25 protein-coding genes are annotated in these 25,526 nt (G+C 44.0%); 18 read left to right on the top strand and 7 right to left on the bottom strand.

The window, feature by feature from the left end; all coding sequences use genetic code 11:
* Positions 1 to 2: 2 nt before the first annotated feature.
* The 7 genes from PHEP_RS20165 to PHEP_RS20135 all read right to left on the bottom strand — a co-directional run bounded on the left by PHEP_RS20165 (position 3) and on the right by PHEP_RS20135 (position 6,041).
* On the bottom strand, positions 3 to 902 hold the full coding sequence (locus PHEP_RS20165) for a glycosyltransferase (protein ID WP_015809842.1): 900 nt from the start codon (positions 900 to 902) through the stop codon (positions 3 to 5).
* Between the two features lie 32 nt (positions 903 to 934).
* Positions 935 to 1,579: an FkbM family methyltransferase gene (locus PHEP_RS20160; protein WP_015809841.1), complete on the bottom strand. Its 645-nt coding sequence runs from the start codon at positions 1,577 to 1,579 to the stop codon at positions 935 to 937.
* 2 nt (positions 1,580 to 1,581) lie between these two features.
* A complete protein-coding gene (locus PHEP_RS20155; protein ID WP_081436881.1) occupies positions 1,582 to 2,208 on the bottom strand; it encodes a class I SAM-dependent methyltransferase in 627 nt (208 codons plus the stop codon).
* Positions 2,209 to 2,288: 80 nt separating this feature from the next.
* Positions 2,289 to 3,623: a flippase gene (locus PHEP_RS20150; RefSeq protein ID WP_015809839.1), complete on the bottom strand. Its 1,335-nt coding sequence runs from the start codon at positions 3,621 to 3,623 to the stop codon at positions 2,289 to 2,291.
* Positions 3,624 to 3,659: 36 nt separating this feature from the next.
* Positions 3,660 to 4,349 carry a YjjG family noncanonical pyrimidine nucleotidase gene (locus tag PHEP_RS20145; protein ID WP_015809838.1) on the bottom strand — a complete coding sequence of 230 codons (690 nt, stop codon included), beginning with the start codon at positions 4,347 to 4,349 and terminating at the stop codon, positions 3,660 to 3,662.
* 29 nt (positions 4,350 to 4,378) lie between these two features.
* Positions 4,379 to 5,023, bottom strand: a complete 645-nt coding sequence (upp, locus tag PHEP_RS20140; RefSeq protein ID WP_015809837.1) for a uracil phosphoribosyltransferase — start codon at positions 5,021 to 5,023, stop codon at positions 4,379 to 4,381.
* Entirely contained in the window at positions 5,004 to 6,041 is a 1,038-nt protein-coding gene (locus PHEP_RS20135) for a DUF7033 domain-containing protein (protein ID WP_015809836.1), read from the bottom strand. The genes upp and PHEP_RS20135 overlap by 20 nt, the downstream gene beginning before the upstream one ends.
* Before the next feature lie 74 nt (positions 6,042 to 6,115).
* On the opposite strand from PHEP_RS20135, the gene uvrB reads away from it, so the two are divergent.
* The 18 genes from uvrB to PHEP_RS20045 all read left to right on the top strand — a co-directional run bounded on the left by uvrB (position 6,116) and on the right by PHEP_RS20045 (position 25,522).
* Entirely contained in the window at positions 6,116 to 8,155 is a 2,040-nt protein-coding gene (uvrB, locus tag PHEP_RS20130; RefSeq protein WP_015809835.1) for an excinuclease ABC subunit UvrB, read from the top strand.
* An 8-nt stretch (positions 8,156 to 8,163) separates the two neighbouring features.
* Entirely contained in the window at positions 8,164 to 8,364 is a 201-nt protein-coding gene (locus PHEP_RS20125; RefSeq protein WP_015809834.1) for a YwbE family protein, read from the top strand.
* Between the two features lie 63 nt (positions 8,365 to 8,427).
* Positions 8,428 to 8,676 carry a DUF4834 family protein gene (locus PHEP_RS20120; protein WP_015809833.1) on the top strand — a complete coding sequence of 83 codons (249 nt, stop codon included), beginning with the start codon at positions 8,428 to 8,430 and terminating at the stop codon, positions 8,674 to 8,676.
* 84 nt (positions 8,677 to 8,760) lie between these two features.
* The gene (locus tag PHEP_RS20115) at positions 8,761 to 11,238 is read left to right on the top strand and encodes a hypothetical protein (RefSeq protein ID WP_015809832.1); all 2,478 of its coding nucleotides are present in this window, start codon (positions 8,761 to 8,763) and stop codon (positions 11,236 to 11,238) included.
* Between the two features lie 225 nt (positions 11,239 to 11,463).
* Complete coding sequence (locus PHEP_RS20110; RefSeq protein WP_015809831.1) at positions 11,464 to 12,315, top strand: UDP-2,3-diacylglucosamine diphosphatase; 852 nt, start codon at positions 11,464 to 11,466, stop codon at positions 12,313 to 12,315.
* Between the two features lie 52 nt (positions 12,316 to 12,367).
* The gene (locus PHEP_RS20105; RefSeq protein ID WP_015809830.1) at positions 12,368 to 13,354 is read left to right on the top strand and encodes a glycosyltransferase family protein; all 987 of its coding nucleotides are present in this window, start codon (positions 12,368 to 12,370) and stop codon (positions 13,352 to 13,354) included.
* Between the two features lie 22 nt (positions 13,355 to 13,376).
* On the top strand, positions 13,377 to 14,357 hold the full coding sequence (locus tag PHEP_RS20100) for a DUF6427 family protein (RefSeq protein ID WP_015809829.1): 981 nt from the start codon (positions 13,377 to 13,379) through the stop codon (positions 14,355 to 14,357).
* A gap of 74 nt (positions 14,358 to 14,431) precedes the next feature.
* Positions 14,432 to 15,187 carry a type III pantothenate kinase gene (locus PHEP_RS20095; protein ID WP_015809828.1) on the top strand — a complete coding sequence of 252 codons (756 nt, stop codon included), beginning with the start codon at positions 14,432 to 14,434 and terminating at the stop codon, positions 15,185 to 15,187.
* Entirely contained in the window at positions 15,150 to 16,463 is a 1,314-nt protein-coding gene (bamG, locus tag PHEP_RS20090; protein WP_238326519.1) for a BamG family beta-barrel-assembly machinery protein, read from the top strand. The genes PHEP_RS20095 and bamG overlap by 38 nt, the downstream gene beginning before the upstream one ends.
* A gap of 88 nt (positions 16,464 to 16,551) precedes the next feature.
* Positions 16,552 to 17,079, top strand: a complete 528-nt coding sequence (locus tag PHEP_RS20085; RefSeq protein ID WP_015809826.1) for an LptA/OstA family protein — start codon at positions 16,552 to 16,554, stop codon at positions 17,077 to 17,079.
* A gap of 71 nt (positions 17,080 to 17,150) precedes the next feature.
* Positions 17,151 to 19,247 carry a peptidylprolyl isomerase gene (locus PHEP_RS20080; protein WP_015809825.1) on the top strand — a complete coding sequence of 699 codons (2,097 nt, stop codon included), beginning with the start codon at positions 17,151 to 17,153 and terminating at the stop codon, positions 19,245 to 19,247.
* Positions 19,248 to 19,318: 71 nt separating this feature from the next.
* Positions 19,319 to 19,834 (top strand): DUF2480 family protein, encoded by a 516-nt coding sequence (locus PHEP_RS20075; protein ID WP_015809824.1) that lies wholly within the window; start codon positions 19,319 to 19,321, stop codon positions 19,832 to 19,834.
* Between the two features lie 30 nt (positions 19,835 to 19,864).
* Positions 19,865 to 20,641 carry a DUF3108 domain-containing protein gene (locus PHEP_RS20070; protein ID WP_015809823.1) on the top strand — a complete coding sequence of 259 codons (777 nt, stop codon included), beginning with the start codon at positions 19,865 to 19,867 and terminating at the stop codon, positions 20,639 to 20,641.
* A 30-nt stretch (positions 20,642 to 20,671) separates the two neighbouring features.
* Entirely contained in the window at positions 20,672 to 21,250 is a 579-nt protein-coding gene (locus PHEP_RS20065; RefSeq protein WP_015809822.1) for a DUF3109 family protein, read from the top strand.
* Positions 21,251 to 21,278: 28 nt separating this feature from the next.
* The gene (rfbA, locus tag PHEP_RS20060; RefSeq protein ID WP_015809821.1) at positions 21,279 to 22,139 is read left to right on the top strand and encodes a glucose-1-phosphate thymidylyltransferase RfbA; all 861 of its coding nucleotides are present in this window, start codon (positions 21,279 to 21,281) and stop codon (positions 22,137 to 22,139) included.
* 140 nt (positions 22,140 to 22,279) lie between these two features.
* Entirely contained in the window at positions 22,280 to 23,533 is a 1,254-nt protein-coding gene (gene fucP / locus PHEP_RS20055) for an L-fucose:H+ symporter permease (protein ID WP_015809820.1), read from the top strand.
* Positions 23,526 to 23,864 carry an L-rhamnose mutarotase gene (locus PHEP_RS20050; protein ID WP_015809819.1) on the top strand — a complete coding sequence of 113 codons (339 nt, stop codon included), beginning with the start codon at positions 23,526 to 23,528 and terminating at the stop codon, positions 23,862 to 23,864. The genes fucP and PHEP_RS20050 overlap by 8 nt, the downstream gene beginning before the upstream one ends.
* Entirely contained in the window at positions 23,864 to 25,522 is a 1,659-nt protein-coding gene (locus PHEP_RS20045) for a UxaA family hydrolase (protein WP_015809818.1), read from the top strand. The genes PHEP_RS20050 and PHEP_RS20045 overlap by 1 nt, the downstream gene beginning before the upstream one ends.
* The last annotated feature ends 4 nt before the right edge of the window (positions 25,523 to 25,526 follow it).

Below are 25,526 nucleotides of genomic sequence, written 5' to 3'. Positions count from 1 at the left end.
CTTTATTTAAAACGCTGTATGAGGTAACGTTTGAGCCTTTGCCAGACAGATCCCTTCCTGCCGGCCAGGAACCTTTTTATGGCTGCATACGCTTCAGGGTTTTCTGCAATCTGATCGGGAAAATAGGTAATGGGTTTGGGGTTGATGATGACATTGTAAATGTCGTTGATCCCGGAGTGTACACCTGTGCCATCGTGACCGATATTGTTGACCAGTGAATGGGCTGGGTTTAGGGTTAACCCCCCTTTCAAAAAGATAGAGGCATACCACCGGATGGCCCATGAGTTGTTTTTGCCGCTTTTAAACTCCTGCATCTGTTTCCAGAAGTTCATGGTATGTTCTATAGAAAAGGCACTCTTCTTCGTTTTATCGAAGCGGGACATCAGCGTATCTATGTTGGGTTCAAAATGCTGCCATGCCCTTTCCCAGGTTGCCCAGCCCCAGCTGGTGGCTACGCGGTAAAAAAAAGTTTCCGGCAGCTGGGCATCTTTTACATTGAACATATAGGCCCCAATGTGCATCACTTTATCTTCGTTACGGTAGCGCTCCAGGGCCTCGTTAAAATAGCTGAGCGTATAAGGTGAGGTAATGAGGTCATCTTCCATTACAATCACCTGCTTGTAATCGGCAATGAGCCTGTTGACGCCGGAGATCACTGCATTGGCCAGGCCCATGTTCTCCTTACTTTCGATAAGTTCTACAGATTTAAAGCCGCTGATGTTTTTAAGGAGCTCCCTTACTTCCAGTACATTGTTTTCATCTGCGGCCGATTTCGGTCCGTCAGAAAATACGAACAACCTGCTTTCGGATGCCAGTTCATTTTGCGTTAGGAACTTTAAGGTGCGCGCGGTATGCTGCGGGCGGTTATAAACAAATAAGGCAATTGGGGCAAAGGTTTGCATGTATTTTACGGTTTGCAGGGGTTATTTATGCATTAAACATTCAAACAATTGTTTGGTTTGTAAAACACAGAGGTATATTTGGAGATGATCACACCCGGTGCCATGCCTGAAAAAGGCAGGTATTTAAAGCCATGCTGTTGCAGGAAAGTATGGACTTCGGCATACACTGGCCTTTCAGAATCATCGAGTACCAGCACCCCGTCTTCAGTTAAGGCATCAATGGCCTGTTTGCAGCAATTTACCCGGTCGCGGCCGTCAACAATAATGACATGGAACTTTTTACCGGTAGTCTGGGCACTTTTACAATAGTCGCCGCCCGGAACCAGGTTGCAATGGATCATGTTCACATTTGGGAGATTAATTTTGGAACTCTTTTCGAACCAGTCCCTGTCGTGTTCCACCGAATATACCGAGCGGGCCATGCCTGCGTAAAATAAAGTTGAATTACCGGAGCCGAACTCAAATATATCGTGTTGTTTACTGATCCGGTCTTTAATAAAGTCAATAAATGAATATGTTACCCAGGCGATGGGCTTACCATCCTGGTCGATAGCCGATTTAGTGCGGTAAGCATCGAACCAGCCTTTGTCGGCCAGATAGCCTTTTATGCCCAAGGAAAGCAATACTTTTAACTTTCCGGGGTTGAGCAGACTGAATGCGGATAATCTGGCTTTCATGTTTAAATTTTTATGCCGTCAACAATTAAAGAAGAATAACCGAGCGGCTCGTTAAAGCGTTTGTCGTACCTTTTAGAGCGGTGTACATGGCCATCTTTACTGTCCCATTCCGTAAAATGGAATTGTCCCTGTTCGTCATAATATTCCAGGGGAACAGCTTTAAAGCCGGCATCTTCCAGTACTTTGCCCAGTTTTTTATAATCGTACAACAATTTATGGTCGTGTGCCCCTTCGCCAATGCCCCCTGGTTTGACCATATTGATGTAATCGGGGTTGGGATGGAAGCCATCTGGTACGGCTATACGTATGGTGCCGCCTTTTTTCATGTACTGGTTACAGTTTTTAAGGGCAATAAGGGCATCCTCATAGCTGATGTGCTCAAATACATGCTCTGCTAAAAAGCGGCTTACCTTTTTTTCTTCAAACAGGTTTTGGAAAGAAGCTTTATCCAGCAGGTTGAGGTTTTCTATATTGGTAGGCAGCCAGTTCTCGTAATTGGTATTGTGGGCGCCAATGATGATGTACAGATCGCCATCTGTTTTCCTGATCCTGGACTTCAGCTGGATCACATCAAAGATATGTACGGGCTTTAACAGAATTGATTTTGCTACCTCTTTTAAGGACTTCATCCGCTTGTTGATTTTATGGGCCAAAGTTAAAATGTTAAACGCAAAAAACTAATATAAGCGTATAATTATTAGGTGTTTGTTTACCTGGAGGGATTTGCCGCCCGGAAGAGTTTTTGAAAAAGGCTGATCATGAACAGTGATTTGAGCATGAGGAGTCCCTGTTGCCGGGTTTCAGGGATAAACAGGATCCAGAAAGTGGTGACAAAGCAGGCAATGAGTGTGGCAATGGACGCACCTATACCGCCATAAAGCGGGATCAGCCAGAAATTTAAGAGGATGTTGATGATGGCCCCGGCAGCTGTGCGCTGAAAGGAGATCATGGTATAACCTTCTGCCAGCAGGTATTGAGAACTGGCACTGCCCAGGAATACAAATATGCCCGACCAGATGTGTATGGAAAGCATGGGGCCGGCACCTTCATACGCCGTGTCCCAGAGGAAATGGATGATTTCGTTTCCGAAGAAACCGACCAGTATCGCTACGGGCAGACTGATAAAGACCAGCAGGTCATACAGGTTTTTTAACCTTTTGTTATATCGTTCAATATCTGTTTTTCGGGCGTTGATGATGGCAGGAAAGACAGAAGTGATGATGGCGGAAGGAATGAAATACCAGGCCTCGCTGATTCTGGCGGCGGCAGTATAAATGCCAACTTCGGTACTGCCATTTTTTTTGAGCATGAGGATATCTATTTTCATATAGAGCAGCACCATGACCCCCGAAAGGATGAGGGGGAAGGACTGTTTGAGCAGGGACCGGGCCCGGCTGCGGCTGAAGGTCCAGCTCCGGATGCTGAAGCCGTGACTATGGTACAGGAATACCAGGCCGAGGGCAAGGATAAGACCGTCGAAGGCCAATGCTGCGGCAACCCAGATGACGGGTGCTTTGAGCCATATCAGCAGGATTTTTAACAGGGAAGAAAAAATAAGGCAGATGTTTTGTACATGTACGACGTATTTGGACTGTACCTGCGACTGGTAGTAAGAATCTATGATGTTGAAGGATTTGAAAAAGGAGGCGAAGGAGAGCAGGAAAACGATCCAGGTTAAGGGATTGCCGGGTTTATCGGACAGGAGATGGAAGATGAGGTAAATGCCTACACTAATGGGAATGAGCAGGAGGTTAACGCCAATGCGCAGCCCCAGGGAAGTGCCCAGGATTTCATCCTTTTTAGAGGGATTGTTGATGATTTCCCTGATGATGAAAGTATCGAGGCCGAGTGTACCCACTGCAGCAACAATGGCTGTTAAGGCATCGGCGAAGCTGAGGTCGCCAAATGAGCTGGGCCCCAGGTAACGGCCAATGAGCAGGCCGACCACGATGGCCAGTATTTTGCCAAACATGAGCCAGCCGGTATTTTTTAAATATCTGCTTAAGGCTGCTTCATCAAAACCTTTAATAAAGGGGATCTTCATTGGCGCAAAGATGGGAAATTAAAAGTGTTTCCGGCATTAAAAATGAAGGAGCAGTTCTTCCAGGTCATGGATCTGCCAGTCTACATCTCCGGGTTTTTCTTTTTTTAAGGGGTTGAAATAGATGGCTTTAATGCCATAATCCTGTGCGCCCCTGATGTCGGCCTCCAGGCTGTCGCCAATCATAATGCTTTCATGTTTCTGGGCGGCCGCTTTATTTAAGGCATATTCAAAAATGGCCTGATGTGGCTTGTTTACACCGACATCTTCAGAAATGATGACATTCCGGAAATAAGGGTTGAGGCCCGACACGTTCATTTTGGTGAGGGTAGTTTCTTTAAATCCATTAGAGATGATATGGAGGGTATACTTTTTTTGCAGGTAGGCCAAAACTTTTTCTGAACCCCTGAACAGATTGGTTTTTGTAGGGCTGATGCGCACATAATCTTCCTCAAACTGTGCCGGGATCTGATCTGGCCGTATGCCCAGCTGCCGGAAAGTTTTGTTAAACCTTTGTGTACGTAATTGTTCTTTGGTAATCCGGCCCACATGGTATTCTGCCCAAAGCTGGTGATTGTTCTCGGTATAGGCGGCTATAAATTCCTGGCAGGAACTGAGGCCGAGCTTTTGCAGCTGATACAAATCGTACAGTTCCATCAGGGTTTCTTGTGCATTGCGGTCAAAATCCCAGATGGTATGGTCTAAATCAAAAAATATATGCCTGATCATTTTTATTGTTTTTTAAGAGAATGGGAAAATCAGATCTTTGTCCCATACGCCAGGTCGCCTGCATCGCCCAATCCGGGCACAATGTACGATTTACTGGTCATTTCCTCATCAATTGCACCCAGCCATAATTTTGCTTTTGGCAAATTTGCCCTTAGGTGACGTAAGCCTTCTGTGCTGGCAATTGCGCATGCGATGTGCAGTTCTTTGATTTTATACCTGCCCATCAGTTCCTTACAGCAAAGTACCATGCTCATGCCGGTAGCCAGCATGGGGTCGGCCATGATGACGGTCTTACCAGTCAGATCTGGGCTGGAAACATATTCAAGCGCAATTTCCAGACTGCCGCTTTTGTGTACCTTTCTGTAAGCGGCCAGGAAAGCACATTCGGCACGGTCGAAAATGCGGAGCATGCCATGGTGCATGGGGATGCCAGCGCGGGTAATGGTAGCCAGTACGGGTTGTTCGGCAAGCCTGACCGTTTGGGCTACACCCAGCGGGGTTTGTGTTTCAGTAGCGCTGTATTCGAGTGTTTTGCTGATTTCAAGTGCAAAAAACTCTCCAAGCCTTTCCATATTGGTACGGAAACGCATGGCATCCTTTTGAATATTTTCATCCCTGAGCTCAGCAATAAAAACATTGGCAATGGAACTGGTTTTACTGAGGTCGAATATCATTACATAAAGATAAAAAATAAAAATGGCCATTGACCAGTTTAACGTGATCTAAAAGTTCATTCAGCTGTAATAACAATGTTTCGGTACTTTTGTTATGGAGCAGGGCCATGTCGGTGGTTGCTACCGGGTGCACGATGAGCCGGGTCTTTTTATCCAGTTGCAGGTCGTACCAGGCAAAGGGGCTGCAGGTACCGGCCCTGAAACCAGGCTGATTTTTATAGTACATGCTATAGTCGTTCCCGCTGTTGCTTTTTGTTTGTTTCAGGTAGCTTTTGGGCATCAGCATTGCGGTATCGAAGTAATGCCTGTGATCTGGAGAGGGAATAAGGAGTGCTGAACTTTCTGCAGGGTTATGGGCTTGAAGGCCGGTAATGGCCTGCCGGATAGCGGTCAGTTTTTCGGCATGTTTTGAGGTCTCGTTCTGAACAAATGACCGCAGGTAGTCGACCGCATTGGCAAAAACATTGCGGCGGCTGTTTTTGGCTGGCGGATAGGCAGAATACAGGGGTTGAAATAGAAATTGCTTTTTATTAAAGGAGAGTGAAGGAAATTGTTTGAGCAGCATGTTTTTGAGGATAAGTGCCCATCCGTCTATAACAGGCAGTTCTAAAAGTCCCAAATGGTATTGCAAACTACTTTCGGCAGGGTAGGGCATGCTTTTCTGGTTACCAGCAGCTAAATATTCTTCATAGCGGCTCAAAAAATAAAAGGTGGCGGCAAAAACATCAAAGGGCAGGGCGCTTTTCTGCACAGCGAAAGGTACTTTGGCATCACCAAATGTAGTTGTTTTAATTTCCTGCTCAGCTATTTTATGTTCCAGCAGCAGGCCGGTGCTTTTAAAAAACAGCTCACCTCCAATGGGTTGGGCTGCATAACAGAACTTTGGCAGTTCAGACTGCACAAATTCGCGAATGTTTACACTAAAGCCGATCTCAGTTTTTAAAATGTCATTAAATATAAAGCTGAAGACATACTTTATTCGTGGTGTAAGCAGTGGTACATAAACCAAAAGTTTCATGAGGAATAAATTTAGCATATTATTCGTTATATTTGATGTTCATCTGGCCTCATTAAAACAAGATATTTTTAGGAATGAAATTTCAAATCGTTTCAGATTATAAACCAACCGGAGATCAGCCTGCTGCGATTAAACAACTGGTTGAAGGTGTAAACAACGAAGATCATTATCAGACTTTACTAGGGGTGACCGGTTCGGGCAAGACCTTTACCATAGCGAATGTGATACAGCAGACCCAGAAACCCACACTGATCCTGAGCCATAATAAAACACTGGCAGCACAGCTTTATGGGGAATTTAAACAGTTTTTTCCGGAAAATGCAGTGAACTATTTTGTTTCTTATTATGATTATTACCAGCCTGAAGCTTTCATTGCCAGCAGCAATACCTATATAGAGAAAGATTTAAGTATCAATGAGGAAATAGAGAAATTGCGGCTGCGGACGACTTCTGCCCTGATGTCGGGCCGGAGGGATGTCATCGTGGTCTCTTCTATCTCCTGTATTTATGGTATGGGCAATCCGGAAGATTTTTCGAGATCGGTATTCCGCTTTTCGGTGGGGTTACGGATTTCAAGGAATTCCTTTCTGCATAGCCTGGTGGAGATCCTGTATGCCCGTACCACCACTGATTTTAAGCGCGGTACTTTCAGGGTAAAAGGCGATACGGTTGATATTTTTCCGGCCTACCTGGATAATGCTTACCGTGTTTCTTTTTTTGGGGATGACATTGAAGCGCTGAGCGTGATAGACCCGGTTACAGGAAAGACACTGGAAAAGCTGGAAGACATGGCGATCTATCCTGCCAATTTGTTTGTCACACCTAAGGAAAGATTTAATTCATCGATATGGGGGATACAGGAAGAACTGGAGATCAGGAAGAACCAATTGATTGGCGACCGGCATTTGCTGGAAGCAAAGCGGCTGGAAGAAAGGGTGAACTTTGATATAGAGATGATGAAGGAACTGGGCTATTGCTCAGGTATAGAAAACTACTCCCGCTTTTTTGACGGGAGGGCGCCGGGAATGCGGCCCTTCTGTTTGCTGGATTACTTTCCGGATGATTATTTAATGGTGATTGATGAAAGCCATGTTACGGTACCACAGATCAGGGCGATGTATGGTGGCGACAGGTCGCGGAAAATGTCGCTTGTAGAATACGGGTTCCGTTTGCCATCGGCCCTGGACAACAGGCCCCTGAACTTTGATGAGTTTGAACGTCTGGCACCACAGACCATTTATGTAAGTGCTACCCCGGCAGATTATGAATTGCAGAAATCGGAAGGAATTGTGATTGAACAGGTGATCAGGCCTACAGGTTTACTGGATCCTTTGATTGATGTGCGGCCGGCAGTTAACCAGGTGGATGACCTGCTGGATGAAATTGACAAGACCATTAAGCTGGGAGACAGGGTACTGGTAACTACACTGACCAAAAGGATGGCAGAGGAGCTGACCAAATATATGGACCGGCTGAACATCAAATGCCGTTATATCCACTCGGAAGTGAAAACGCTGGAAAGGGTAGAGATCTTACGGGGGCTGCGCCTGGGTGAATTTGATGTTTTGATCGGGATTAACCTGTTGCGGGAGGGGCTTGACCTGCCGGAAGTATCGCTGGTAGCTATTCTGGATGCCGATAAGGAAGGCTTTTTGCGTTCTGACCGTGCGCTGATCCAGACCATTGGCCGTGCAGCAAGGAATGACAGGGGACGGGTGATCATGTATGCAGACAACATGACCGATTCGATGGAACGGACGATTGAGGAAACCAACAGGCGGAGGGAAAAGCAGGTGGCCTATAACCTGGAGCATGGAATTGTACCTAAAACGGTTGGTAAGAGCAGGGAGGCGATAATGGAGCAGAGCTCGGTACTGGACTTCTCGTCGGGTGAGCGCAAGCGGGCAAAACCTTATGTGGAGGTAGATGAGGTGAGCATTGCTGCTGATCCTGTTGTGCAGTACATGACCAAACCGGAAATGCAGAAATCTATTGATAAAACCCGTAAGGAAATGGCTAAGGCAGCAAAAGACATGGACTTTTTACTTGCAGCCAGGTTGCGTGACGAGATGTTTGCAATGGAGAAATTATTTGAAGAAAAATTTAGTAAGTAATGTTTTAAATGGACGGTAAGAATAGAAAAGATATTTATCCGGGACTGGAAGTAGAGATTATCCTTAAAAAAGACCAGCGGAGTGGAAAACTGACCCGTGGGATTGTAGCGAACCTGCTGACCTCGGCAGCTTTTCATTCACGGGGGATTAAAGTGAGGCTGGAAGACGGACAGGTTGGAAGGGTAGCAAATGTAATTGATATGCAATAATCTGAAAGGTTTTGTAATAATTGAATTCCAAAACAATCTATATTTGTAAATGTTAAGCATAAAATGGGAGTTATAAAATTCATATTGGTTACCCTGCTGATCCTGTATGTCATACGGATCATTCTCCGTTTGGTGTTTCCTTATGTACTGAAAAGTTTGTTCAGTAAGGTGCATCAGCAGGCCGAAAACCATCAAAGACAACAACAAAAGAAGCCTGAGGGCTCTATTTCAATAGATTATATGCCGCCACAGCCAAAAAGCGGGAATGCAGATAAGCTTGGTGATTTTGTGGATTATGAGGAAGTAAAGTAGGTATTTTATAATATCGATAAATTTACTTCTTAATCTGTTTCAATTTTATATTTTTGAGGTTAGTTTAATCTTAAACAACCCTTAATGAATAATTGGTTAAAAGCGAATGGCATTCATCTGGCCATCATTGGATTTTTTATACTCATCTGTTTTGTCTATTTCAGTCCGGTTTTACAAGGTAAAGGTCCGCAGCAAAGCGACGTATTGCAAGCTAAGGCCACTGCCAAAGAGATCATGGACTACAAGGAAAAGGACGGTAAAGGGCCTTTATGGACCAACCAGATGTTTGGTGGGATGCCTGCTTATCAGATCTGGGTACAGCACCCTTACAATGCGGCCACCTATGTGATCGATTTCATGAAGGCGGTGTTCCCGGATCCTGTAGACGTAGTTCTGATGTACCTGCTTGGTGCTTACCTGCTGTTTTGTGTATTGAAGGTAAATCCCTTACTGGCAGCAGCGGGGGCTATTGCTTTTGCTTTTACCTCTTATAATTTCCAGATCATTGCTGCAGGACACAGCAATAAGGCCCTGGCCATTTCTTTTCTGGCGCCTATAGTTGCCGGGATCATTTTGACCATCAGGGGTAAATACTGGCTGGGGGCCAGTTTAACTGCTTTGTTCCTGGCGCTGGAGATCAGGGCAAACCATATTCAGATGACCTATTACCTGATGATTGCCCTGCTTATTTTTATAGGCATAGAGCTTTATCATGCCATAAAAGGAAAGAAGGTAGCGGCCTTTGGAAAGTCGATGGGCTTCCTGGCCATAGCATTGGTACTGTCCCTGATGGTAAATGCGGGTAAATTATGGACGACTTACGAATATGGTAAAGAATCGAACAGGGGCAAATCTAATTTAACAACGGACAGTGCCGAAGAAAAGAACGGGCTTTCCAAAGAATACGCTTATGGCTGGAGCCAGGGTGTAGGTGAGAGCTTTACTTTCCTAATCCCCAATTTATATGGGGGCGGGACAGGGATTGATGAACTGGTGAAACCCGAGAGCAATACCTATAAAGCTTTACAGAATGTGACCGGTGGTGATCCGAGGCCAGCCATACAGCAGCTGGCGGGACAGGTTGGCCTGCAGCAGTACTGGGGAGAAAAACCCTTTACTTCGGGGCCTTATTATTTTGGTGCCATTGTTTGTTTCCTATTTGTATTTGGCTTGCTGATTGTAAGAAGCCGGTTAAAATGGTGGATATTGGGTACGACCATTTTGTTTATGCTGCTTTCTTTTGGCAGGCATTTTCCATTGGTCTCGGATCTGTTTTTTGAATATTTCCCGATGTACAATAAATTCAGGGCAGTAGAATCTATTCTGGCCCTGGTAGGTTTAATGGTGCCTGTTTTGGCTTTTCTTGCTGTAAAAGAAACCCTGGAAGGGACTATGGATCAGAAAACACTGGGTAAGAAACTGACGGTTGCCGGTGCCATAACTGGTGGTTTTACTTTACTGGTGGCAGTAATGCCGAGTGCATTTTTCAGTTTTACGGCATCAAACCACCCGCAAATGGTGCAGGTGCTGACCCAGATTGCCCAGAACAATGCCGGCGTGGCACAAAGTATTGCCAATGCATTGGTTCAGGATCGTATTGATATTGCCCGTGCAGATGCCTTGCGCTCTTTATTGTTTATAGCAATAGGCTATGCGCTGATCTGGGCATTGATCAATAAAAAGATGGGCTTGCAGACCGTAATGGTTTTGCTGGGGCTTGCCGTACTGATTGACATGTGGCAGGTAGACCGCCGTTATTTAAACAACAGCAATTTTGTGAGCAAGTCGGATCTGAAAAATCATTTTCAGCCGAGAGAGATCGACAACCTGATCCTGGCCGATAAAGACCCGGATTACCGGGTACTGGACCTGAGCATTGCTACTTTTCAGGATGCGAGTGCTTCGGCCTTCCATAAAACGATAGGTGGGTACCATGCGGCTAAACTGAAACGTTATCAGGAGCTGATCGATAAACAGTTCTCGAAAAGCATTAACCAGGATGTAGTGGATATGCTGAATACCAAATACATTATTACGCAGGACCAGCAGACAGGTTCGTACAAAATGCAAAGGAATGCAACCGCTGCAGGGCATGCCTGGATTGTGTCTCATGTTCAATTTGCAAAGGATGCAGATGAAGAAATGAAGGCCATTAACAGTTTTGACCCTAAAAAGGAAGCCATTGTTGATGTAAGGTATAAACAACTGATCAATGAGAAACGTCTTGGCTCTGGTGTCGGGGCAATGATTACACTGGACAGTTATCATCCGGACCACCTGGTTTATTCTTACAGTGCGCCAACTGATGTAATTGCCGTATTTTCGGAGATTTATTACGATAAGGGCTGGAACATGTATGTAGATGGGGCTGAGAAGCCTTATTTCAGGGCAGATTATGTTTTGCGGGCTGCCCAGCTGGAAGCAGGCAACCATAAAATAGAGTTTAAGTTTGAGCCGGTTTCGTATTATGCAGGTGAAAAGATCTCTTTACTAGGCTCAGTTTTATTGATTGCAGGATTGGGATTTGCGTTTTATTCGGAGAAAAAGGGAAAAAAACAATGATGTTGCTCATCGCTAAACCGCTGCTGAAGGGCAATAATCTGCAGGTCTTCGCAACACATTGATTTTTTCTTTCAAAAGATAAAAAACCGGCTTATTGGCCGGTTTTTTCATTTTGTTGCAGGTTTATGTTAAGTAAGCAGAAAATAACATCTGCTTAACTTCTTGTTAATCTGTATTCTCCACATTTGTGGAATAAACTAATGTTCCTATGCAGGAGTCTTATTTATGTCTAAAAGAGAAGTTGAAATTGCCGTAATCTCTGATGTACACCTGGGTACCTATGGTTGTCATGCCAAAGAGCTTTTGAAATACCTGAAGAGCATCAAGCCAAAAATGCTGGTGCTGAATGGGGATATCATAGACATCTGGCAGTTCAGCAAAAGATACTGGCCCGAAACGCACATGAAGGTGGTCAGAAAACTGATGAAATTTGTGGTGGAAGGTGTGCCTGTCTATTATTTAACGGGGAACCATGATGAGCTGCTGCGGAAATTTGCAGATATGCATATGGGGGCTTTTCATCTTCAGAATAAGCTGGTGGTAGAACTGGACGGAAAAAAAGCCTGGTTTTTTCATGGAGATATATTTGATGTGACCATGCAGCATTCCAAATGGCTGGCCAAACTGGGCGCAGTGGGTTACGATACTTTGATTCTGATCAACAGTTTTGTAAACTGGTTTCTGGCATTGATAGGGAAGGAAAAGATGAGTTTTTCGAAACGGATCAAGGCCAGGTTTAAAGATGCGGTTAAATTTATCAATAGTTTTGAAAATACGGCTGCAGAGCTGGCTCTCGAAAAAGGGTATGAATATGTGGTCTGCGGACATATCCATCAACCGGAAATGAGGACGATCCGTACAGCAGATGGAGAAGTAACTTATTTAAACAGTGGTGATTGGGTAGAGAATCTGACGGCCCTGGAGTATTATGATCAATCCTGGAAGGTATTTAAGTACGAACAAAAGGACTTCCAGAAGGATGAAGTTGAAGAAGGGGAATTGTCGGACGGAGAAGATCTGCACAGTAAGCTCGATGTGAACACCTTGCTGCAAAAGATTAAATTGGAAATTGCCTGAGGCGTATAAAAAAACAATATATTTTAATGAAAAATACAGATATTCGGTGCGGATGAAGATACTTTATGCCATACAGGGTACCGGCAACGGACACATTAGCCGTGCCAGGGAAATTGTACCCCTTTTACAACAATATGGGACTGTTGATCTGCTGATCAGTGGTACACAGGCAGATGTAAAACTGGTGCAGGAGGTGAAATATCAGCTGCATGGCTTTAGCTTTATTTTTGGGAAAAAAGGTGGAGTGAACCATTATGAAACCTGGAAGTCGATGAACCTGCCGCGTTTTGTGAAAGACATGCGGACTATTCCATTAAAAGATTACAACCTGATCCTGAATGATTTTGAGCCGGTAACCGCATGGGCCTGTAAAACCAGGGGTATTGAAAGTGTAGGACTAAGCCATCAGGCCTCCTTCCAGTCGGGCAAAGTGCCGAAACCCAGAAGCATTGACTGGGCACAGCTGGTGATGAAATATTATGCTCCGGCCACGCACTATGTAGGATTCCATTTTGACCGTTATGATGACTTTATCTATACTCCCGTAATCCGCGGAGAGATCAGGAACATGCAGCGCAGTAATCTTGGGCATTATACGGTGTACCTGCCGGCAATAGACGACCAGTATCTGCTGCCCCTGCTGAAGCAGGTGCCACAGGTAAAATGGGAAGTGTTTTCCAAACATAGCAGGCAAAGCTACAGGGATGAAAATGTGTGGGTAAGGGCGGTCAACAATGAGCAGTTTAACGAAAGCCTGGCTTCCTGTGAAGGTTTGTTTACCGGTGGCGGTTTTGAGGGGCCGGCCGAAGCGCTGTACCTGGGCAAAAAACTGTTGGTGGCGCCGATGAAGTTCCAATATGAGCAGCAGTGCAATGCGTATGCGCTGAAACAGTTTGGTTTGCCGGTAATCTGGGCCAGCAATAAGAACTGGCTGCCTTTAATTAAAGAATGGGTAGCCCGGCCGCAGGAGCACCATTTTGATTTTCCGGATGAAACTGCTGCAGTAATTGATAAAGTTGTAAAGCAGTTTGCCAGATAATTTGCTTTACTTTGCCTTAGGCATGATCAATCAATTTAGAAATTTAAACCCGATAAACCTGCTCATTCTGTTCGCATATACATTTTTTTTGCGGATGGCTATATTTGCGGAGCTTCCTGCTCAGCTTAATTTTGAGTTTTTAGAATCGTATACCAAGTTTTTTATTCAGATACCGGTACAGGGCTTTTTTTCTCCGGCGGCCAATGTTTTTTTTGCAGGGATTATTGTTTATGTGCAGGCTGTGCTGTTTAACCGGGTGATCAATAACCATGGGCTACTGAATAAACCAGGGTTTTTACCGGCATTGATGTATGTAACAGGTGCCAGCTTATTTATGCCTTTTTTGGTGCTGAGCCCCACCCTGATCTGTAATTTTTTGCTGATCTGGATGATGGACAAATTCCTGAAGATCGGTAAATCGCCAAATGCGATCATGATCATGTTTGATATTGGGATGATCATTGCATTGGGGACACTGATCTATTTTCCTTTTATTGTGATGCTGGTGATGATCTGGCTTACCCTGTTGCTGTACAGGAGTTTTGACTGGAGGGAATGGGTGTCGGGCCTGGTTGGCTTTCTGACCATTTTCTTTTTTGTTGGCGTATTCTATTACTGGAACGACAGCCTGTCTATGTTCTACAAGATCTGGTTACCGCTGGGCAATAAATTCCCTTCGGTTTTTAAGATCAATTATAACGATTACCTGGTTCTTGTACCAGTTCTGGTGATGATGGTACTGGCGGTACTGCAATTGCGTGAGAACTTCTTCAGGAGCTTTATCAGTACCCGAAAAGCCTTTCAGATGCTGTTCTTTATGTTTATGGTAAGTATTGTCAGCTTTTATACGAAGCCAGACTTCCGACTGTACCATTTTCTGCTGTGTGTGCCACCGGGAGCAGTTTTGCTGGCTTATTATTTTTCAAATGCCAAAAAGAGATGGTTTTATGAAAGCTTATTCCTCATCCTGGTTTTTGCCATTCAGTACTTTTTGTTTGTTTAACTTTTTTTAACAATTTGAGACCTTGAAACTAGCTAAAGATTGATAGCTTTGTGCAATGAAGTCTGGAGTAGTTAATGCATAACCTGGTTATAGATATTGGGAATACAAATAGTAAGCTGGCTGTTTTTAAAGAAAAAACGTTAGTAGACTACCAGGTTCTTAAGCAGATTGTTCCGGCTGATCTTGTAAAATTAATAACCCGGTACGGGGTGCTCAATTCAACTGTTTCCAGTGTTGCTGAAGATTTACAGGAAGTAATCAGTGTTTTAACATCAAATACAAATTACATTCCTTTCTCTACAAATATCAATACGGGGATTAAAAACAATTACCGGAGCCTGTCTACACTGGGTTTGGACCGTTGGGCCAAAGTTATTGCAGCGAATAGCTGTTATGCAGGGAAAAACTGTTTGATGATAGATGCCGGGACCTGTATTACCTACGATCTGCTGAACAGTGAAAGTGAATACTCGGGGGGAAGCATCAGCTTAGGTGTGGCCATGCGTTTTAAAGCGCTGCATCATTTTACGGGCCGGTTACCACTGGTAACCTGGAACAGGGAAAATATAGAGATACCGCTTGGTTCGGATACCGTTTCGGCAATTAAGAATGGTGTTTTGCAAGGGATAGTTAATGAAGTGGAGGGGTTTATATCTGCTTATAATAAAGAAAATAAAGGCCTGACGGTACTGTTAACAGGTGGTGATGCTGCTTTTTTGCTAGAACAATTAAAAAACAGCATCTTTGCGCCTCAAATTATACACGATCCGTATTTGGTATTAAAAGGATTAAATGAAGTTATTGCATTTGAATATGTACAAAAAAATTAATTATATAGTAGCGGTAATGATCTTACTGGCCAGTGTTAGCCTTAAAGCACAGGTGACTTCACAATCTCCATATTCCAGGTATGGATTGGGCAATATGAAAGGTTTGCTACTGCCCCAGTTCAGGGCAATGGGTGGAATCTCTACAGCGGTTTTCAGGCCCAGTACCTATTACAGTACGATCAATATGCAAAACCCTGCTTCTTATTCGGGAATTACCCTTACTACGGTAGATATCGGCATGAGTGGTGGTTTTAAGGAATTAAAAAAAGGAAGCCTGTCTGAAGGAAGCTTCAATGCAACTTTAAGCCATGTAGCCCTTGCCTTTCCGATTAAAGCGGGCCGTACTGGTTTAAGTTTTGGTTTAATGCCCTATACCGAATTGGGTTATGAGTTCAGCAATACAGAAAAACTGGATACGAACACGGTGAATAAGCTGTATTCCGGAGAAGGAGGTTTAACTAAGGCTTATTTTGGTTTGGGACAGCAGTTTGGTGACCATTTCAGGATTGGGGCCAATATTGAATATATTTTCGGGAACCTTGTGGAAAACCGGGCTTTAGAATTGCAGAGCGTAGCTTCCGTAAATACGAAACAACAGGATAAAAACAGTGTGGGTGGTATTGGCTTTTCTTACGGGGCCCAATACGAGATCCCTTTGAGCTTAAAGAGCCGCATTACCATTGGTTATTCAGGTTCTTCTCCTTCAAGTATCAATTCACAGAAGACCTTTGTGGTTACGCGTTATGTGAGACAGAGTACAGGAGATGAAGGGACAGCACTGGATACGCCGACCTTTAACCAAAACAACTCTGCGAAGCTGAAACTGCCATTGGTACATAATTTTGGGATTTCGATACAAAAAGACAATAAATGGCTGATCGGTGCCGATTACAGGATGGGCAATTGGTCTAAACTGAGCATTGATGGTGTAAACAAGGGTTTGGAAGACAGCTGGGGATTCTCTGGTGGGGCACAACTTACCCCTGATATGACTTCTATTGGCAGTTACTTTAACCGTGTAGATTACAGGGTTGGTTTTACTTATGACAAGACCTATATCAAGATTGCGGACCAGGATGTAAAGCAAATGGCTGTTACATTTGGTCTGGGACTTCCGCTGGCTTTCAACAGGTTTGCTTTTCATAAGATCAACCTGACCTCTGAGATTGGAAGAAGGGGAACGCTCAACAGCGGGCTGGTACAAGAAAACTACATTAACATTCATTTAGGGTTTACCCTTAACGATACCTGGTTCAGAAGATTTAAATTCGACTAGCATTTGCGGCAATTCATAGCCAGTAAAAGAGAGATATATTATACTAATGAAAAGCAGGGGTATAATTTTAAGTTTGGTTATACTTTGCATGGCTCAGCTTTCACTGAGCTCATGTGGGGAGGATGACCTGAAAAAAGCGGCAACTCTTTCCAGAAAAATCAGTTTAGATACCACCAGGACTACCGGCGTAGAGATCATATACAGTGATTCTGCAAAGGTGAAGGCAAAAGGCTTTGCTCCGGTGCTGGATAAGATCACGCCGTCGAGCGGGGCAATTTTGCAGGAAATGCCCAAAGGTGTGAAGATCGAGTTCCTGAATGACTCCCTGAAAGTTAAGGGTTCAATAACCTCTGATTATGCGATCATAAAAGATACGGAGAAGCTGACGATCTTTAAAAGAAATGTAATAGTGGTAAACGAGAACCTGACTTTTAATACGGAAGAGCTGATCTGGGACCAGAATAAACAGATGTTTTTTTCTCCGAAAGGGGTTGTAACACAGCCTGACGGCTCTTTTGCCAATGCGGAAAATTTTAGCGCACCCCAGGATTTTAGCTATTACAAGACGGGAAGCGGCTATGGTGAGACTTATGTAAAGGAAAATTTTGGGGAATAATTTAATATTTTCTTTTTTTCGCAAAAGTTGTATCTTGCGCCCTCTTAAAAAGATTTATAAATAAGTATATTATGGGATTAATGACATTTTTGCGGAACCGCGCGGGCTATATCCTGGTAGGGGCCATCGGTTTTGCAATTGTTGCATTTTTAGTTGGTGATGCAATTAACGTGGGTAAGCCTTTCTGGGCTGAATCTCAAAAGGTTGTAGGGTCAGTTGACGGTGAAGAAATTAGCATAGATCAGTTTGGTCCGAAAGTAGACCAGAGTTTAGCGCAATTTAAACAGCAATATGGTGGTTCCGGCAATGCACAGATGCAGGCTATGGCCGTAGATAATGTGTGGCAGGGTGAAATTGCCAGTATTCTTTTAGGTAAGGAATATAACCGTTTGGGTTTAACAATATCCAGTGATGAGCTGTTTGACCTGCTGCAGGGCAAAAACCCGAGTCCGCTTATTGTACAATATTTTGGCAACCCTCAGACGGGAGAAGTAAACCGCGCTGAAGTATTGGCTTCCTTAAAACAACAGGATAAAAATCCACAGTTAGAGAAGCAATGGGAGCTTTTACAGAATGAGATTGAAAAGCAGGCACTTCAGAAAAAATATGCCAACCTGATCAGTAATTCTATTTATGTGACTACGCTGGAGGCCAATGATGATTACCAGAACCGTAATAAACTGGCGAGCTTCAAGTATACCCTGCTGGATTATGCAGCTGTGCCGGATGCGACAGTAAAACCAACAGAGTCTGATTATTCAGATTACTATAATGAAAACAAGAAACGTTTTGAAAATCCATCGGAGACGCGCTCGTTTGAATATGTGGCTTTCAGTGTAAGCCCTACAAAAGAAGATTCGGCGGCAGTTAAAACCCAGGTTGATAAACTTGCGGCTGATTTTCGGACGGCAGCGAATGATTCCCTGTTTGCAGCAGTTAACTCTGATGTGAAGGTCCCATATGCGTATATGTCTAAAGGCAAACTGGATCCTGCTGTTGATTCAGTAGTGTTCAACCTTCCTGCAGGCAGCTATTATGGTCCAAGATTTTCTGGAAATTCCTATAAACTGATCAAGGTGATTGATACGCGTTTTTCTCCGGATTCGGTAAAAGCAAGCCATATTCTACTTGATCCTTCTAAAATGGGTGGTGCAGATAAAGCTAAAAAACTGGCTGATTCCTTAAAAACATTGGTGCAGAACGGAGCTAGTTTTGCTGCATTAGCTAAACAATACAGCATTGACGGATCTAAGGATAAAGGTGGCGAGCTGGGCACATTTAGCCGTGGACAGATGGTACCTGTATTTGAAGATGCGGCATTTAACGGCAAGGCTGGTGACCTTAAAGTGGTAACTTCCCAGTTTGGCGTGCACCTGATCAAAATCGAGAAACAGATTGGCTCTTCAAAAGTGGCCAAATTGGCCTATATAGAAAAAGGACTGGCTTCGAGCAATAAAACCAGGGATGCAGCTTATAAAAAAGCAAGTGCTTTCCTGAATGAGGTGAAAAGCAATAATTTTGCTGAACTGGCCCAGAAAAAAGGGTATACAGTTGGTGTTGCAGACCGGGTTACCCCTACACAGGGTTTTGCCCCGGGCCTGGACAGTCCGCGTCAGCTGATCCGTGATGCTTACGCAACTGATAAAGGTGAAATACTGAAAGAGGTTTACCAGATGGACAATGCTTATGTAGTGGCCCGTGTAACTGATATTAAACCAAAAGGCACGCTTTCGCTGGAAGATGTGAAGAAAGAAATTGAGCCGATGGTACGTACAGCAGTTAAAGCTAAAATGCTGACTGAAAAAATGAACAAAGCCTTGCAGGGTTCAGCTAATCTGGCCCAGGTAGCGCAGAAGCTGGGTAAAACAGTAGCACCTGTTGAGAATATCGTATTTGCAAACCCTATTATCCCGGGCGCAGCCCAGGAAAATAAACTGGTAGGTTCGGTTTTTGGATCCCAACCTGGAAAACTTTCAAAAGCTATAGATGGTACAGCGGGTGTATATGCTTTTACGGTAGATGGTTTTAGCCAGCCAGCTCCTTTAGCGAACACTTACAAGCAAAAAGAAGCCATGATGCAGGCAGGTGGACAGCGCGCTTTAGGTGCGGCTTTCCAGGCCTTACAGGATAAAAGTAAGATAAAAGACAATAGGGTGAAATTCTATTAAGCTTATTTTACGTAATTTTGTAGCCGGAAGTCCTTTGACTTCCGGCTTTTTTGCATCCTAACATTTACAATATGGATATTCAGGAAAATTTTGTCAATAAAGTAGCGGCAAGTGGTTTGATCACCCTTAACCTGGAAGATTATTTTCATCCTGGCGAAAGGATTGTTTACGATATAAAGGATAACCTTTTTCATGGTTTGATGTTGAGGGAAAAGGATTTCAGGGAGTTTATCAAGACCCATGACTGGTCGGCCTATACCGGAAAGAATGTGGCCATCATTTGCAGTGCAGATGCCATTGTGCCTACCTGGGCCTATATGCTACTGGCCAATAAAATGAAACCTTATGCCAATGAAGTGGTTTTTGGCAGCCTGGAAACGCTGGAAGCAGTTTTATTTGCCAAAGCATTGTCTAAAATAGATATAAATGCGTTTGCGGGTGAGCGCGTGGTGATTAAGGGTTGCGCGGATATTGACGTTACCGTGGCCGCATATGTGGAGATTACTAATTTGCTGACGCCGGTGGTGAAAAGTATAATGTATGGTGAGCCCTGCTCTACTGTGCCTATTTATAAGCGTAAGGATTAATTTGGATTGCTTTTTGTTTGGAGCTTAACTATGAAAAGATCGCTATTGTTTATTGCTGTTACATGGTTAAGCTTCAGTGGATTTGCACAGGAGTTGCCTTTTGTAAAGGAGCCTGTTTTTCAGGCCGGGGAAGTATTGAAATATAAGTTAAAATATGGCTTTATCACTGCTGCTGAAGGAACGCTACAGGTAAAGGAATCGACACTTAAATTTGATGGCAAGCCTACTTTTAACCTGGTTGTGGACGGTGAGACATCAGGAACTTTTGATATTTTTTATAAAATAAGGGACCATTACGATTCCTATATAGATAAGGACAATTTAAAGCCGTACTTCTATCAGGAGAATATACGTGAAGGAGGATACAGGAGACAGGACAAGGCGAGGTTTAACCAGGAGGGTAAAAAAGTGGTGGCAACACAGGGCACCTTTAATACGCCAAACACACAAACTTTTGACCTGGTCTCGGCCTATTACTTTGCGCGGAGTCTGGACATCTCGAAAATGAAGATAGGAGATAATGTAAAGCTGAATTATTTTCTGGGTGATGAGATCAGCCAGCTTGAAATCCAGTTTGTAGGGCGTGAAGTGGTGAAGACCAAAATGGGTAAGATCAAATGTTTGAAATTTAGTCCTTCTATAAAGCCCGGCCGTGTTTTCAGGAAGGACAGCAAGCTGTACCTCTGGATTACAGATGATGGGAACAGGGTTCCTGTAAAGGCCCAGGTAGAGATCATAGTGGGCTCGGTAACTATGGAAATTAAATCGGCAGATGGGTTAAAGTACCCTTTAGCGATAGTTAAATAAAAAGAGCTGCAATGGCAGCTGAAAAAGATAATGATAGAAGTACAAAATACACTGGTACATGAAGACCTGATAAAGGAGAGTTTTGTGTGTAACCTCAATAAGTGCAAAGGTATTTGTTGTGTAGAGGGGGATGCGGGTGCGCCGCTGGATGTTGCAGAGACCGCTATTTTGGCCGAGGTATATCCGAAAATTAAGCATTTACTGGAGCCTAAGGGTATTGCTGCCATTGAGCAACAGGGGACTTCGGTGGTAGATGCGGATGGAGATCTGACCACGCCTTGTGTGGATGGAAATAAAGAATGTGCCTATGTGACCTTTGAAAACGGCATTACCAAATGTGGGATAGAAAAAGGCTATGAACAGGGGCTGGTGGACTGGCAAAAACCGATTTCCTGTCACCTTTACCCAATCAGGCTTACCCGCTACCCTGAATTTGAAGTGCTGAATTACGACAGGTGGCACATATGCCACGATGCCTGCTCGTTTGGCAGGGAGCTGAAAGTTCCTGTATATCAGTTTTTAAAAGGTCCGCTGATCAGAAAATACGGTGCTGAATGGTTTGAGGAATTGGAAAATACTGTATCTTCGGAAAAGAGCGATAAAAGTTGATTGAATATTAACCTCAAACATTTATAAATTGAAAGGAATAATTTTAGCAGGTGGAAGCGGAACCAGGCTTCACCCCCTTACCCTGGTGATGAGCAAGCAGATGATGCCTGTTTATGATAAACCAATGATCTATTACCCTTTGTCTATCCTGATGCTGGCGGGTATAAGAGAAATCCTGATCATTTCTACCCCACATGATCTTCCAAATTTCGAAAAACTATTGGGTGATGGGGACCGTTTGGGCTGCAAATTCTCTTATGCTGTACAGGAACAGCCAAATGGACTGGCACAAGCTTTTGTAATTGGTGCGGATTTTATTGGTAAGGATAAAGTAGCCCTGGTACTGGGTGACAATATATTTTACGGAGACGGCATGTCGAAACTGTTGCAGGCTAGCGCAGACCCCGATGGGGGCGTTGTATTCGCCTACCGGGTTTCTGATCCGGAACGTTATGGTGTAGTGGAGTTCAATGACGAGAATACGGCTATTTCTATTGAAGAGAAGCCTGTTCAGCCAAAATCTGACTATGCGGTTCCGGGATTGTATTTTTACGATAACAGTGTGGTAGAGATTGCGAGGAACATCAAACCATCACCGAGGGGGGAATATGAGATTACAGATGTCAACAAAGTATACCTGGAGCAGGGTAAACTGAAGGTAGGGGTACTGAGCCGCGGAACAGCCTGGCTGGATACCGGAACTTTTGCATCGCTGATGCAGGCGGGCCAGTTTGTGCAGGTAATTGAGGAGCGGCAGGGGCTGAAGATCGGTTGTATTGAAGAGGTTGCGTACAGGATGGGATTTATTGATAAACAACAGCTGAAAAAGATTTCGGAGCCTTTAGTGAAGAGTGGTTATGGCGCGTATTTGCTTAAAATGATAAAGTGACAAAGTGAGTGTTCTCTTCCGCAGAAGAGAACGGTTATTTTTACCCCTTTATATGCTAAAATCGTTTAATGATATGATAATATCATAAAATAATTAAAGCCAGAATTCCCGTCCTTTGAATAACCAAATATTTAAACCGGATGTCGAAAAATAAATACCTCTTTCCTTTTATCATGATCACCTCATTGTTCTTTATGTGGGGTTTTGTACATAACCTGGACCCGGTGCTGATCCCACACTTAAAGCGTTCATTTAGCCTGAGTACTTTACAGGCCTCGCTGGTAGATTCTGCGGTATTTATAGCCTATTTTGTGATGGCCTTACCAGCAGGCTTCCTTTTAAAGAAATATGGATATAAGAAGGGCATCATTATCGGGCTTGCTTTTTTTGCCTTAGGCTCATTCTTATTTATTCCTGCGGCCAATACACAGTTGTATGTGTTCTTTTTGGGCGCATTGTTTATCATCGCCTGTGGCCTTACGATATTGGAAACGGCTGCTAATCCTTATGCTTCGTTGCTGGGGCCGCCGGAAACGGCCACTTTCCGTTTAAATTTTGCACAGACTTTTAACGGGCTTGCAGCAGCAATGGCGCCAATTATTGGGGTGCGTGTAATTTTAATCAAAGGACTTTCGGACGAAGAATTAAGTACGATGACGGAATCGGCAAAGCAGCTGGCCCTGGCGTCGGAGGCTTCTTCTGTAAAGACACCTTATCTGATTTTAGGAAGCATTATCCTGGTTATCGCTGTGATATTTCTTTTCCTGAAACTTCCGGAGATCAAGGAAGAAGAGGATATTAAAGCTGAAAAGACAGGGATATTGCATGCTTTGCGCCACAAACATTTATCCTGGGCGGTTGCTGCGCAATTTTTTTATGTAGGTGCGCAGGTTTGTGTATTTAGTTTTTTCATCCTTTATGCTACCGACGTTGCAGGGATCAGTCAAAAGTCGGCCGGAGATTATGCCGGTGGTGTGGGACTGGCATTTCTGCTGGGGAGGGTATTAGGTACATTTCTGATGAAGTTTGTTAAGGCTGAATTGCTGCTGACAATCTATTCACTGATCAATGTGCTGTTGTGTATTGTTGCGATTACCGCGGGAGGTACGCTGGCACTGTTCACTGTGATCGGCATCGCATTTTTCATGTCGATCATGTTTCCGACCATTTTCTCGCTGGGGATCAAAGACCTGGGGAGTGATACCAAGCTGGGCAGCAGTCTGATCATCATGTCTATCGTGGGCGGTGCTGTTTTGCCACCTGCTATGGGCTATATCAGCGATGTGACGCATAACATTCAGACCGGATACATTGTGCCTTTAATTTGTTTTGTAGTGGTGTTTATGTTTGGTTTAAAGGGCCATAAAGTTATTAAAAGTGTAAAATATGAATAAAAGATATTGTCTGACACTGGACCTGATTGCGGATGAGGGGCTTATTGCCGAGTATGAGGAGATGCACCGTAAGGTATGGCCGGAGATTATAGATAGCATTACTGTGGCCGGTATTGAGGATATGGAAATTTACCGTGCAGGTACCCGCCTGTTTATGATCATGGAGGTAAATGACAGTTTTAGTTTTGATAAAAAAGCTGAGATGGACGCCGGAAATGAAAAGGTGCAGGCCTGGGAAACCTTAATGTGGAAATACCAGCAAGCAGTACCGGGTGCCAGGCCCGGAGAGAAATGGATAATGATGGATAAAATATTTGAGTTAAAGGCCTGATGTCGACGAATACAATAAAAAGTTTTTTGCAGATCCACCCGGATGATAATGTGCTGGTGGCTTTACAGGATTTGCCTAAAGGACAAATCATAACATGGAAGGGTGAGGTGATCACTTTAAAGGATGATATACGTGCCAAACATAAGTTCTTTATAACCGATCTTGCTGTTGGTGCTGAGGTTTTAATGTATGGTGTACTTGTTGGAAAGGCCACTGCTTTTATTCCGCAGGGCGGTTTAATGACTACAGGCAATGTACACCATGCCTCACAGGACTATGCTTACCGGAAGGTGGATTATGAATGGCAGGTGCCGGATGTCACGAAATTTAAGGATAAGACTTTTAATGGATACCACCGGCCCGATGGAAGGGTTGGCACAGCCAATTACTGGCTTTTTGTACCTACAGTTTTTTGTGAGAACAGGAACCTGGATGTGATCAAGGAAGCTTTGTACAATACACTGGGTTATACAGTGACGGATAAATACAAACAGTTTACAGAAGCTTTGCTGGATGCTTACCGGTCGGGACAAGAGCTGAGCTCATTTAAATTGGATGAACTTGTGCCTGCAGAGCCCCTTAAAAAGCGGGTATTTAAAAATGTTGACGGCATTAAATTCCTGAACCATCAGGGTGGTTGTGGTGGGACCAGGCAGGATTCGGCCTTGCTGAGCCAACTGCTTGCTGCTTATGCAGATCATCCCAATGTTGCTGGAATAACTGTTTTGAGTTTGGGTTGCCAGCATCTGCAGACGCAGGATCTGTTGAATGATGTTAAACAGAGAAATCCATTGTTTGATAAACCGGTACTGATATTTGAACAACAGCAAAGCCAGAGCGAAGAGCAATTGATCAAATCAGCTATACTGAAAACATTTCTGGGGTTGACAGAGATTGATAAAAACGAGAGAAAGCCAGCTCCGTTAAGTAAATTATGTGTGGGGGTTAAGTGCGGTGGCAGTGATGGCTTTAGTGGGATATCGGCCAATCCGGCTGTTGGTTATACCTCTGATTTATTAGTAGCTTTAGGTGCAAAAGTTTTATTGGCGGAATTCCCGGAGCTTTGCGGAGCAGAACAAAATATAATTGACAGGTGTGTGAATGAACCCACGGCAGAAAAATTTATCAGGTTGATGCAGGAATACGATGCACAGGCGCATGCTGTGGGCTCGGGTTTCCACATGAACCCCTCGCCCGGTAACATTAAAGACGGACTGATCACGGATGCGATAAAAAGTACGGGGGCTGCTAAAAAAGCAGGAACATCACCTGTGGTGGATGTACTGGATTATACAGAACCAGTAAGCAGGCCAGGTTTAAGTTTGGTCTGTACACCGGGTAATGATGTAGAGGCGACTACGGGAAAGGCTGCAAGTGGGGCCACACTGATTTTATTTACAACAGGATTGGGTACACCAACCGGAAATCCGGTTTGTCCGGTTATTAAAGTAGCGACAAATACTGCATTGGCCACAAGGATGAGTGATATCATTGACATTGATACCGGTGCCATTATCAGGGGCGAGAAGACGATAGAGGAAATGGGTGCAGAAATTCTGGAATATTGCATAAAAGCCGCCAGTGGAGAGATCATTCCAAAGGCAGTACAGTTGAACCAGGATGATTTTATTCCATGGAAAAGAGGAGTTTCATTATAATTAT

Origin of the sequence: Pedobacter heparinus DSM 2366 (assembly GCF_000023825.1) — a bacterium.
Lineage (GTDB): Bacteria > Bacteroidota > Bacteroidia > Sphingobacteriales > Sphingobacteriaceae > Pedobacter > Pedobacter heparinus.
The sequence above is the reverse complement of the archived record's forward strand: the minus strand, read 5'-3'. Positions and strand labels throughout refer to the sequence as shown.